The 11986-nt window shown below is 62.6% G+C and carries 10 protein-coding genes; 5 read left to right on the top strand and 5 right to left on the bottom strand.

Annotated elements, in window-relative coordinates; genetic code table 11:
• Nucleotides 1–65 precede the first annotated feature (65 nt).
• The 5 genes from B5D38_RS11515 to iolG all read right to left on the bottom strand — a co-directional run bounded on the left by B5D38_RS11515 (nt 66) and on the right by iolG (nt 5192).
• Nucleotides 66–1574 carry a sugar ABC transporter ATP-binding protein gene (locus B5D38_RS11515; RefSeq protein WP_078708578.1) on the bottom strand — a complete coding sequence of 503 codons (1509 nt, stop codon included), beginning with the start codon at nt 1572–1574 and terminating at the stop codon, nt 66–68.
• Entirely contained in the window at nt 1561–1806 is a 246-nt protein-coding gene (locus B5D38_RS11510) for a hypothetical protein (protein WP_078708577.1), read from the bottom strand. The genes B5D38_RS11515 and B5D38_RS11510 overlap by 14 nt, the downstream gene beginning before the upstream one ends.
• Nucleotides 1807–1865: 59 nt before the next feature.
• Nucleotides 1866–2096 carry a hypothetical protein gene (locus B5D38_RS22045; protein ID WP_131829908.1) on the bottom strand — a complete coding sequence of 77 codons (231 nt, stop codon included), beginning with the start codon at nt 2094–2096 and terminating at the stop codon, nt 1866–1868.
• A gap of 92 nt (nt 2097–2188) precedes the next feature.
• On the bottom strand, nt 2189–4018 hold the full coding sequence (gene iolD, locus B5D38_RS11505) for a 3D-(3,5/4)-trihydroxycyclohexane-1,2-dione acylhydrolase (decyclizing) (RefSeq protein WP_078708576.1): 1830 nt from the start codon (nt 4016–4018) through the stop codon (nt 2189–2191).
• A 181-nt stretch (nt 4019–4199) separates the two neighbouring features.
• The gene (gene iolG / locus B5D38_RS11500; RefSeq protein WP_078708575.1) at nt 4200–5192 is read right to left on the bottom strand and encodes an inositol 2-dehydrogenase; all 993 of its coding nucleotides are present in this window, start codon (nt 5190–5192) and stop codon (nt 4200–4202) included.
• Between the two features lie 195 nt (nt 5193–5387).
• Here iolG and B5D38_RS11495 point away from each other — a divergent pair, with 195 nt between their 5' ends.
• From B5D38_RS11495 to B5D38_RS11475, 5 genes are all read left to right on the top strand, one after another.
• Nucleotides 5388–7319, top strand: a complete 1932-nt coding sequence (locus tag B5D38_RS11495; protein ID WP_078708722.1) for a bifunctional 5-dehydro-2-deoxygluconokinase/5-dehydro-2-deoxyphosphogluconate aldolase — start codon at nt 5388–5390, stop codon at nt 7317–7319.
• A gap of 154 nt (nt 7320–7473) precedes the next feature.
• Entirely contained in the window at nt 7474–8367 is an 894-nt protein-coding gene (gene iolE, locus B5D38_RS11490) for a myo-inosose-2 dehydratase (RefSeq protein WP_078708574.1), read from the top strand.
• Between the two features lie 95 nt (nt 8368–8462).
• Nucleotides 8463–9284, top strand: coding sequence for a 5-deoxy-glucuronate isomerase (gene iolB, locus B5D38_RS11485; RefSeq protein ID WP_078708573.1), 822 nt, complete (start codon nt 8463–8465; stop codon nt 9282–9284).
• Nucleotides 9285–9459: 175 nt separating this feature from the next.
• Nucleotides 9460–11055 (top strand): CoA-acylating methylmalonate-semialdehyde dehydrogenase, encoded by a 1596-nt coding sequence (locus B5D38_RS11480; RefSeq protein WP_207552936.1) that lies wholly within the window; start codon nt 9460–9462, stop codon nt 11053–11055.
• 80 nt (nt 11056–11135) lie between these two features.
• Nucleotides 11136–11981 carry a MurR/RpiR family transcriptional regulator gene (locus tag B5D38_RS11475; protein ID WP_078708571.1) on the top strand — a complete coding sequence of 282 codons (846 nt, stop codon included), beginning with the start codon at nt 11136–11138 and terminating at the stop codon, nt 11979–11981.
• The last annotated feature ends 5 nt before the right edge of the window (nt 11982–11986 follow it).

The following is an 11986-nucleotide window of genomic DNA, read 5'->3' as shown; positions in this document are numbered from 1 at the left end:
GTGTCATCTCCGTCATCGCTCCCGATGCATGTTCATGCTTGGCAGTCTTGGCGAACGATTCCGAACTAGTTCACAGAAACGTTGGATGCCGCATACATGATCTTTTCCTGGGTCGCGTCCGAACGCATCATGTTCGCCGTGATGCGCCCCTCGTGCATCACCAGGATGCGGTCGGCCATGCCGAGGACCTCGTCCATTTCGGAGCAGATGATGATGATGCCCGCCCCGCCGGCCACGAGCTCGTTGATGAGCCGATAGACCTCGACCTTGGCTCCGACATCGATGCCGCGCGTCGGCTCGTCGAAGATGAATATCTTCGCGTGGGACAGCAGCCACTTGGCAATCACGACCTTCTGCTGATTGCCGCCTGAGAGCTGCCCAACAGGCATCTTCACCGAAGCCGCGCGCAGCCTCAGGCCGGTCGCCATCTTCTCGGTCATGGCCTTGAGCTTGGCGAGATCGAGGATGCTGCCCTTCGCATACTGCTCCATCTTGACCATGGTCGAGTTGAACTCGACGCTCTGGATCAGGATGAGGCCCTGCTCCTTGCGGTTCTCCGTGAGGAACGCGATCCCGGCATCGATGGAATCGCGTGGCTCGCGGATCCTGACCTCCTTGCCGAAGACCTTGATCCTGCCCTTGTCCAGCGGATCGGCGCCGGCGATGACTCGCGCGGTCTCCGTGCGACCCGAGCCGACAAGGCCCGCGAGCCCGAGCACCTCGCCCGCGTGCAACTCGAAGGAAATGTCATGGAGGACGCCCTTGCGGGTCAGGCCCTCGACCGCCAGAACGACGTCGCCCCAGGTCGCTTTGACCTTCGGGTATTTGTTCGTGATGTCGCGTCCGACCATCAGCTTGATGATTTCGTCGACCGATGTTTCCGCGATCTTGAGAGTCGCGACGCTGCTGCCGTCGCGCAGAATGGTCACTCGATCGCAGTGGTTCTTCATCTCGTCCAACCGATGCGAGATGAACAGCACGGCGACGCCGCGCGCCTTGATCCGGTGCACAATGCGGAACAGCTCTTCCGCATCTTTCTCGGACAGGGACGAGGTCGGCTCGTCCATGATGATCAGCTTGGCGTTGGAGCGCACGGACCGGGCGATCTCGACCATCTGCTGCTGTCCAACGCCGAGAGTGGCGATGCGCGCATCAGGATCGATCGCAAGCCCAAGCTCTCGCATCAGCTCTCCGACTTCCTTGCGCATCCTGCTGCGGTCGAGGACGTTGGTGTGACCAACCAGTCGGTATTCACGCCCAAGGAAAATATTCTCAGTAACCGTTAGGTGCGGAATGAGGTTGAGCTCTTGATAGATGCAGGCGATTCCGGCCTGCATGGCCCTGCGCGGATCGGTGTGGATCATCTCTTCGCCATCGAAGATGATCTTGCCCTCGTCCGGCGTATAAGCGCCGGTCAGGATCTTGATCAGCGTCGACTTGCCCGCGCCATTCTCTCCTGCAATGGCGTGGATTTCTCCGGCCTTCGCGTCGAGGCTCACATGATCGAGGGCAACGACCCCTGAAAACTTCTTGCAGATTCCCGTCGCCTGCAGCAGCAACTTACCGGTACTCATGGATGATCCCTGCGCAATCGCCGGTCATCGAAGCACGGCCGATCCCCGAAATGATCCGAATTCCGTCAAGAATATTGAGGGAAGGAAGAAGGCAGGTGGATGATCGGGTGAAAAATCCCTCGAGCGCAAGATAAGAACGAGAGACGCCGCCATCATCACCTTCTTCGGCCGGCGCCCGGCCAAAGATCTCGATGCGGCTGAATTCGACAAGCTTCGAGCTGCTTTCGGTCATTGCCGTTCCGCAGAAGAACAAGCCTCTGCGTCTCCTCCATTGGCAGGGGGATGTATGATTCATCCCCTCCGCTCGGCGGCAGAAGCATGCAGATCGTCTGCATCCTCCAGCTTCTGCCTTCTTATGCAGATATGAAATATCAATCCCATTCGGCAGTCAATATGGAATATTTCGATCCGCGCCATTCTTGAACGGTTTTGCTGATGCCGGTCAGAGCCTTGGATCGACGGGAAGCGGAACGCGCGGAAGAAGCCGACCGGCGCCTCGCCCATTTCTACGGGTTCGGGCATCGTGCGGCTTGCCGCGACTTAAGAATGATGGGTTGGATGGTTTGATGAGGCGGCTCGTGCAAGGACTGGCCGCCCCGGATGGCGCACGGCGTTCAGTTGATCGCCTTGCGGGCCGCCAGATGCGCCTCGTAGTCATCGCGCGCCTTACGAACCTCGGCGCGGTTGGAGACTTCAGGCACGGCGACTTCCCACCACGCCCCACCGGCCTCGGTGGAGGGAAGGGGATCGGTGTCGATGACGATGACATGGCTCCGGTCGGACGCTCGCGCTCGTCCCAGAGCCTCTTCGAGTTCGGAAATCGAATCGACCTTTTCCGCGATAGCGCCCATCGCGGCGGCGTGGGCGGCGAAGTCGATGTTGGAAGGCACGACGTGGCGCGCCGTGTCCAAGAGATTGTTGAAGCTCTTTCCGCCGCAGGCCATTTGCAGGCGGTTGATGCAGCCGAAGCCCCGATTGTCGAGGAGGATGACGATGATCTTTTGTCCGATCATGACCGAGGTGGCCAACTCGGAATTCATCATCATATAGGAGCCGTCGCCGACCATCACGCAGATTTCCCGGTCGGGCATCGCCATCTTGGCGCCTATGGCCCCGGCGATCTCATAGCCCATGCAGGAATAGCCGTATTCCATGTGATAGCCGTTGGGCTTGGAAGCCTTCCACAGCTTCTGCAATTCGCCCGGCAGGCCGCCGGACGCACATAGGAGAACGGCGTTCTCGTCGAGGCCGCGTTGCGCGGCGCCGATCACCTGGGCATCTGTCGGCAGGGCATTGCCGTGGGGCGCCGCCGTCGCACGGTCGACCTCCTTGAACCAATCCTCTCGGATGGCAGGGTCGGGGAGTGTCGCCTTATGCTGGCCGAGCGCAGCGTCGAGTGCTTCAAGCGCGACCTTGGCATCGGCGATGAGCGGCACGGCGCCGTGTTTGATCCCATCATAGGAGCAGACGTTGATGGCGAGGAGCCGGCGTTCCGGGTTTTTGAACACGGCCCAGGAGCCGGTCGTGAAGTCCTGGAAGCGCGTGCCGACGCCGATGACGAGATCGGCCTTTTCGGCGACGGCATTTGCGGCCGCGCTGCCGCAGACGCCTGGGGCGCCGAAGTTGAGCGGATCGCTCCAGGGAAGCGCCGAGCGGCCGGCATGGGTTTCCGTGACGACGATGTTGTGGGCATCGGCAAACCGCTTCAGCGCATCCATCGCGCCGGAGTAGAGAACGCCGCCGCCGGCGACGATCATCGGCGTTTTCGCAGCCCGGATCATCTCCGCCGCGCGATCGATCTCGCGCGGATCGGGATGCGGGCGACGGCGCTGCCAAATACGTTCGGCGAAGAACGATTCTGGCCAGTCGTACGCCTCTGTCTGGACATCCTGCGGGAAGGCCAGAACGACCGGGCCGCAGTCCGCAGGATCCGTCAACACGCGCATCGCTCGGGGAAGTGCCGAGAGCAGGTGCTCGGCACGGCCGATCCGGTCGAAGTAGCGGGCCACTGGGCGGAAGCAGTCGTTGACCGAGACGGTGCCGTCGTCGAAATCCTCGATCTGCTGCAACACCGGATCGGGCTGACGGGTCGCGAAAACGTCGCCGGGGACGAGAAGCAAGGGGAGGCGGTTCACGTGCGCGACGGCGCAGGCGGTCACCATATTGGTGGCGCCGGGGCCGATCGAGGTCGTGACGGCCATGGCCTGACGCCGATTCGTCGCCTTGGCGTAGGCGATGGCGGCGTGGGCCATGGATTGCTCGTTGTGCCCGCGCCACGTCGGAAGCGCATCGCCCGCTTCGGCCAGCGCCTCGCCGAGGCCCGCGACATTGCCGTGACCGAAGATGGCCCAGACGCCGGGGATGAGGGGGGCTCCCTCCTCGTTGCGTTGAACGATGAGAAAGCGCACCATCGCCTGAGCGGCGGTCAGTCTGATGGTTCCCATGTCTGTCGTCCTCCCCTCGGCCCGCGTCGCATCTCGCCGAATGGGCGATGGAGCGCCATAGGAAAATTGCTTCTCACCCGCCAGGATGATCGTGTCATTCGGCACACTTCCCGGCGAGCTGTCGAAGCCGTGCCAATATCATGGTCCCTTTCAGGCAGCCCGGAAAGGAAGCTCCGCATCCTCAGGCGAATTGGGCCAGCTCGATCGTGCGGCCGGTGCGATGGCTCTCCGTCGCCGCATCGGCAAGGCGCCCGGCCTCGAAGCCGTCGAGCGCCGTTGGGCTGGGCTCGCGACCATTGGCAAGGGCACTGATGAAATGTTCGATCTCGCTCCGGTACGCCGCCATGTAGCGCTGGAGGAAGAAATTCTGGATGGGGTCGGCCGTGATGCCTGCGCCGTTCGCGAGGCAGACGGTCGTCTCGTGGATGTTGCCGGCCGTGAGCAGCCCCTTCGATCCATGGACCTCGATGCGCTGATCATAACCATAGGTCGCCCGGCGCGAATTGGAGATCTGGCAGATCTTGCCGGACGCGGTCTTCAAAAGGACCGCCGCGGTGTCCACATCGCCGGCTTCGCCGATACCTGGGTCGACGAGGCATGAGCCGACCGCCTGAACAGTTTCGAAGGGCTCGCCGACAAGAAACCGCGCCATGTCGAAATCATGGATCATCATGTCGCGGAAAAGCCCGCCCGACTTCTGGATATAGCTGACCGGCGGCGGCCCCGGATCTCGGGAGACGACCGAGACGAGCTCGACCTCGCCGATCTGGCCGGCGTCGATGCGCGCCTTCAGGGCCGCGAAATTGGGATCGAAGCGCCGGTTGAAGGCGATCATCGTCGGGACCGCGCGCATGCGTCCGAGAAGCGCCTTGATGCGCTGGCTGGAAAGATCGACCGGCTTTTCGCAAAAGATGGCTTTTCCTGCCGCGGCTGCCCGCTCGATATATTCCGCGTGACTATCCGTGGGGGTGCAGATCGCCACAACGTCGATGTCATCGGCATCCAGGATGGCGTCGATCGAGCGCACCTCAGCGCCTGTTTGAGCGGCGAGGGCCTCGGCAGCGGACGGAACCGGGTCCGCCAGAGCCACCAGGCGTGCCTCGGGATTTGCCGCGATGTTGCGCCCATGGATCTGGCCGATCCGGCCGGCGCCCAGCAGCCCGAAATTGAGCATGAGTCTTCTCCCTCACCAAGCTCACCATCTCTGCCATACCGCTTCCGTGTGGAATATTCAATCCGTGTTGACACCGAATGGAATTTGCTGTTTCAATTATTGCGCAATGGCAGAGCGACCGAGAGCAAGTCGGATCCGACCGCTGTCCGCATTTCCGACGAATTCGGCGAGCCTTGCGGAGTGAGGAAAATATTCATGGCTGTGGGATTGGGTTCGCCGATGCTGGACGTCATCACCATCGGCCGTTCGTCGGTGGATCTCTACGGCCAGCAGATCGGATCGCGGCTCGAGGATGTCACGTCGATGGCGAAGTCGGTGGGAGGGTGCCCGTCGAACATCGCCATCGGGACGGCGCGCCTGGGGCTGAAGAGTGCCGTCCTCACGCGCGTCGGCGACGAGCAGATGGGGCGCTTCATTCGCGAGCAGCTGGTTCGCGAGGGGGTCGACGTTGGCGCTGTCGTCACCGATCCGAACCGTCTGACGGCGCTGGTGCTCCTGGCTGTCGAGAGCGACAAAAGCTTCCCGATGATCTTTTATCGCGAGAACTGCGCCGACATGGCCCTCAGTGAGGACGACGTCGATGAGGCGTTCTTTTCCCGCGCCCGCGCGATCGTCGTATCCGGAACGCATTTCTCACGGCCGAACACCGCCGCGGCCCAGAAGAAGGCGATGGCGATCGCCAAGAAGAACGGCGCGAAGATCTGCTTCGATATCGACTATCGGCCGAACCTTTGGGGTCTGGCCGGCCATGCGGCGGGCTTTTCCCGATACGTCGCCTCCGATGTCGTCTCGCAAGCGCTTGCGAGCGTCCTGCCGGACTGTGACCTGATCGTCGGCACCGAAGAAGAGGTCATGATCGCCGGGGGATCTGAAGACGTTCTTACGGCTCTAAGGGCGATCCGCGCGCTCTCGGCGGCGACGATCGTTCTGAAGCGGGGGCCGATGGGGTGCATCATCTATGAGGGCCCCATCGCCGGCGACCTGGAGGAAGGGATCGTCGGCAAGGGCTTCCCGATCGAGGTGTTCAACGTGCTGGGGGCGGGCGACGCCTTCATGTCGGGCCTGCTGCGCGGCTATCTCGCGGGCGAGGACCTGGAGACGGCCGCGACATGGGCCAATGCCTGCGGCGCCTTCGCGGTGTCGCGCCTGCTTTGCTCGCCGGAAAGCCCGACTTTTACCGAACTCCAGTATTTCCTGGAGCACGGCTCTCCGTTCAAGGCGCTGCGCAAGGACACGGAGATCAACCACCTTCACTGGGTGACGACCCGCCGCCGCCAGTGGCCGAAGCTCGCGGCTCTCGCGATCGATCATCGCACGCAGTTGGAAGAGATGGCCCGCGAGGCCGGTGTGGAGACAGAGCGGATCGGGCTGTTCAAGGAGCTGGCCGTCAAGGCCGCGCAGCGCGGGGGGGAGGGGCGGCCGGGCATCGGCATGCTCCTCGATGAAACCTATGGTCGCAGGGCGCTGGGGGCGGCGGGCCAAGCGGGATTCTGGATCGGTCGACCCGTGGAGAAACCGGGGTCTCGGCCTCTCGAGTTCGAGCATGGCCGCGATATCGGGTCGCGCCTGGTCGAGTGGCCCGTTGACCACGTCATCAAGTGCCTGTGCTTCTTTCATCCCGACGATCCGGCCGCGCTCCAGTCTGAGCAGACGGAAACTCTGCTGCGCGTCTACGAGGCCTCCCGCCGGGTCGGTCGTGAACTTCTGGTGGAGATCATCGCCGGAAAGAACGGACGCCTTGAGGACGATACCGTCGCACGTGTCGTGAACCATCTCTATCGGTCGGGGATCAGGCCGGACTGGTGGAAGCTCGAGCCGCAGGCCTCGCCTCGCGCCTGGGCCAATATCGCGGCGGTGATCGAGGAGTGTGACCCCTGGTGTCGCGGGATCGTTCTGCTTGGCCTCGACGCGTCGCGGCCGGAATTGGAAGCCGCTTTCGCTGCCGCCGCTTCCACGCCCATGGTCAAGGGCTTCGCCGTCGGCCGCACGATCTTTGCTGATGCCGCCCGCAAATGGCTGGCCGGCGCGATCGACGACGAAGTGGCGATCGACGACATGGCCGGGAAATTTCTTGCTCTTCTGGAGGCCTGGGAGGCAGCGCGCGCTTCGCAACAGACGATGGCATAACGCACGGAGCGCTTTGAAAGCGCTATGTTTGAAGGGGACATAAGGGCCCGGCGGGCCCGAGGGATGCCATCCGCGATCGAGACAGGGATGAGGCCGCTACTGCTGTGTGCCAAGCAGCTTTACGGCGGCGAGGCAATTGGAACTGGAGAAGACCATGATCCGCATCGGCGCCAATCCGATCTGCTGGTCGAACGACGACATGAAAGAGATCGGCGGAAACATTCCGCTGGAACAATGCCTCTCGGAAGCGTCCGAGATCGGCCTGGAAGGCATGGAACTCGGCAACAAGTTTCCCAAGACTGCCTCGGAGATGAGAGCGAAGCTCGGGCAATACGGTCTTGTCTTCGTTTCCGGTTGGCTGTCGACCTTCCTTCTGGAGCGCGACGCCGAGGCCGAGCTGGAAGCGCAACGCCCCGAACTCGCCTTTCGCCGCGACTCCGGCGCCGAGGTTCTGGTGACTTGCGAATGCACCCGCACGGTTCATGGCAGCATCGACGTGCCCTTGTCGCGGAGGCCGATCCTGACTCCGGACGAATGGGCCCGTCTTTTGCCGCGCATGACGCGCTTCGCGGAGCTGGTGAAGCAGGAATACGGCCTGACGCTCGTCTACCACCACCATATGGGCACCGTGGTTCAGAGCGAGGCCGACATCGATCGCTTCATGACCGGAACGGGAGAGGCGGTGAAGCTGCTGCTCGATACCGGCCACGCCACATGGGCGGGGGTCGACCCCGTGGCACTCGCCGCCCGCTACCGCGATCGGATCGCGCATATCCACACCAAGGATGTTCGCCTGGACGTCGCCAGGAAGGCGGCGGAAGGCGACTGGTCCTTCCTGAAGTCGGTCCTTGAAGGGGTCTATACGGTTCCCGGCGACGGTGCCGTCGACTATGTGGCCTTTTTCAGAGAGCTCCCGAACTATACGGGCTGGGTCATTATCGAGGCCGAGCAGGACCCGGAAAAAGCCAATCCCAAGAAGTATGTGGCGATGGGCTATGCCAATCTCGTTCGTTTTCTGAACGAGGCCGGACTGCGCAAGACTGCCTAGTCGGCGCGCTCTGCAGGTTTCGTCGTTGGCGCCGGCCGGGCGCCTTCGCTGGAATGCAATAGGACAGACAGTGTCCGCAGAAAGAGGGGATCTGAATGTCCCGGCTGAAGGTAAGGGCAAGCAAGGCGAACGGTCGCGTGATCGAGATCACACCGGAAAGCGCGGGCTGGACCTATGTCGGCTTTTCTCTGGTCAGGCTGGCGCCTGAAGAGAGCTTTGCGGACACGACGAAGGACAGGGAGGTCTGCCTGGTCCTGGTTTCGGGTATCGCGGCGGTGGATGCCGCCGGCCAGGATTTCGGCGCGCTTGGCGAGCGAATGGACCCGTTCTCGGGCAAGCCCTGGTCCGTCTATGTGCCGGCGGGCTCGGACTTCCGGGTGAGGGCAAAGACCCCCGTCGAACTCGCGGTCTGCTCGGCTCCGGCCAAGGCGGGGTCTCACGCGGCGCGCGTGATCCGTCCCGACGGCTTGCGCCAGACGACCCGCGGGGTCGGGACCAATACGCGCTACGTCACCGATATCCTTCCCGAGAGCGACGTCGAGGCGGATTCGCTGCTGGTTGTCGAGGTCATAACGCCGGGAGGGCACACCTCGTCCTATCCCCCGCACAAGCATGACACGGACAACCTGCCGGACGAATCCTACCTCGAAGAGACCTACTATCACCGCATCAACCCGCCCCAGGGGTTCGCCTTCCAGCGTGTCTATACGGACGCGGACGGGAGCGGGCATCGCGAGCTCGACGAGGTCATGACCCTCGAGGACGGCGACGTGACCATGGTACCAAAGGGCTACCATCCCTGCGCCGCGACGTACGGTTATGACCTCTACTACCTCAATGTCATGGCCGGACCGAAGCGCACCTGGAAATTTCACAATGCGCCGGAGCACGCGTGGCTGCTGTCGAAGCCTGCGTGACGGGCGACCGAGATGCTTCGTATCGGAAGGCATGCGGAGCGGCAGATCACGCGCCCGATCGCGCAAGAGTGGCGCAAACCGTGCCTGGATCGTCAGGCCAATCGCGGTGAAATCAAACAGTTCGGGCCGAGCATGTTCGGCTTCGACCTTCTAACCCGTTCGTAGGAAGTGACCGATGTCAGCAATGCCCAAGACTGAGGCTCCGAACCGTTACTTTTCGACCGATTCCGAGACTAAGCCTGATCCCATCAGCGGAAAGCGGCCCAAGATCCTCCATTATGGCGTCGGAGGAACGTGGAAGCGCTCCCGCAGCGAAAAGCTCATGCCGTGCTACGATCCCTCGACCGGCGCGGTCATCGCCTATGCGCCCCAGTGCACTGCCGCCGAGGTCGAGGAAGCGATCGCCGCTGCGGCTGCCGCCTTTCCCGCGTGGCGCGACACGCCGGTTTCCAAGCGTGTTCAGGTGCTGTTTCGCATGAAGCACCTTTTGGACGAACACCTCGAAGAACTCACTCGTCTTTGCGCGGAGGAGAACGGCAAGAAGTGGGACGAGGCTCAGGGCGATATCCTCAAGGTCATCGAAGTCGTCGAGTTCGCCTGCGGCGCGCCGCAGATGATGAAGGGCGAATCCCTGATGAACGTCTCGTCAGGCTATGACACGGTGCAGTTCCGCGAGCCCATGGGCGTTTTTGCGGGCATCGCCCCATGGAACTTCCCGGCGATGATTCCGCAGGGCTGGATGGCGCCGATCTGCCTGGCGACCGGCAACTGCATGGTGCTCAAGGCGGCGAGTTTCGCCCCGCAATCGGCGATGCGGATCACCGAGCTGTGGGCTGAGGCCGGCTTGCCCGAAGGGGTCCTCAACATCGTGACGACCAGCCGCAATGAGGCCGAAATTCTGCTTCGCCATCCCGATATCAAAGGGGTTTCCTTCGTGGGTTCGACGGCGGTCGGCCAGCATATCTATGCGACCGCGGCAAGCAACGGCAAACGGGTTCAGGCGCTGACGGAAGCCAAGAACCATGCGCTGGTGCTTCAGGACGCGGTGCTGGAGCGCGCGGCGCAGAGCATCATCAACTCCTTCTGCGGCTGTGCCGGCGAGCGCTGCATGGCCCTGCCTGTGGTCGTGGTGGAGAACGCCATCGCCGACAAGCTCGTCGGGCTCGTCAAGGATCTGGCCGAGAAGGTCAATCTGGGAGCGGCCTATGACAAGGCGACAGGCATGGGGCCGGTGGTCAACAAGGGGCACAAGGACTTCGTTCTCAACTGGATCGAAACAGCGATCAAGGAAGGGGCGGAACTCGTTCTCGACGGGCGCAAGCCGGACGTCGCATCGGGCTGTGAAACCGGCTTCTTCGTCGGTCCGACGATCTTCGATCACGTCACGGACGAGATGTCGTGCGGCCGCGAGGAGATCTTCGGGCCGGTTCTCTGCATCAAGCGCGTCGACAGCTTCGAGGAAGGATTGAAGGTGATGAACGCCAGCCGCTTCGCCAACGGCTCGGTGATCTTCACCGAAAGCGGCCACTATGCGCGGGAATTCGCCAAGCACACGGATGGCGGGATGGTCGGCATCAATGTCGGCATTCCCGTGCCCTTGGGCATCTTCGGCTTCACCGGTCACAAGCAGTCCTTCTTCGGCGACCTGCACTGCATGGGCAAGGACGGTTTCATGTTCTTCACGGAAACGAAGAATGTCACGTCGACCTGGTTCACCGGCAAGGCTATCCCTGCCAAGGTGACGACCTGGGACGGCACGATGACGCGATAACATCGCGCGAAGAGCGGCTTGAGCTTTCGGGCGACGACTGCTCTTCGCGCAAGTATATTCCAAGTTGAATTGGTGAGCTAATGGTTGTTGTGGCCGATGAAGACGCTTCACCGCAGGATTTCGATTCCCTGCGGGCGCTGATCCTCGCGCGGCATGGCACCTTGCCGAAGCGCTTGGCGCAGGTCGCGCGCTTCGCGGTGGAAAACCCGGAGGAGGTGGCGTTCGGGACAGCGGCGAGCATCGCCAAGGCCGCGCATGTGCAGCCCTCGACGTTGGTGCGCTTGGGACAGAGCCTCGGCTACCAGGGCTTCACGGACCTTCAGGCGGTGTTCCGCCAACGTCTGAAGGTGCAGAATTCCTCCTACGAAGAGCGGCTGGCGCATGCCAAGTCGATGATCCCAGACAACACCTCGGCCACGCATGTACTGGCCGTTGGGATTCTCGAAGCGGCTGTCCAATCCATCGAACAGGCCCTGCCGAAGCTCGATCCCGAGGCTCTGGAAGCGGCCACGACGGTTCTGGCCGAGGCCGACACGATCTATCTGCTCGCGCAGCGGCGCTCATTCCCGGTCGCCAGCTATCTCGCCTATATCTTCGGGAAGCTGAAGATGCGGGCCTGTATCGTGGGGTCGGCCCAGGGCGGCGAGGAAACCGTTCTGGAACTGGCTCGGCCGCAGGACGCGGCGATCGCTATTTCATTCACACCCTATGCCTCGGCAACGGTCGACTGGGTTCAGATTCTCGCCAACCGTGACGTGCCGGTGGTCGGCATCACGGACAGCGTCTTTTCCCCTGTCGCCCGGTTGTCGAAGGTTTGGCTGGAAATCGCCGAGTCCGATTTCGAAGGCTTTCGCTCGCTTGGCGCCACGATGGCGTTGAGTGTGGCACTGGCGGTGGCCGCAGCCAACAAGAGACGAGGGCACTAGCCTCC

It is taken from the genome of Consotaella salsifontis (assembly GCF_900167365.1).
GTDB lineage: Bacteria > Pseudomonadota > Alphaproteobacteria > Rhizobiales > Rhizobiaceae > Consotaella > Consotaella salsifontis.
Note: the sequence above shows the minus strand (reverse complement) of the source record. Positions and strands in the feature narration are given on the sequence as shown.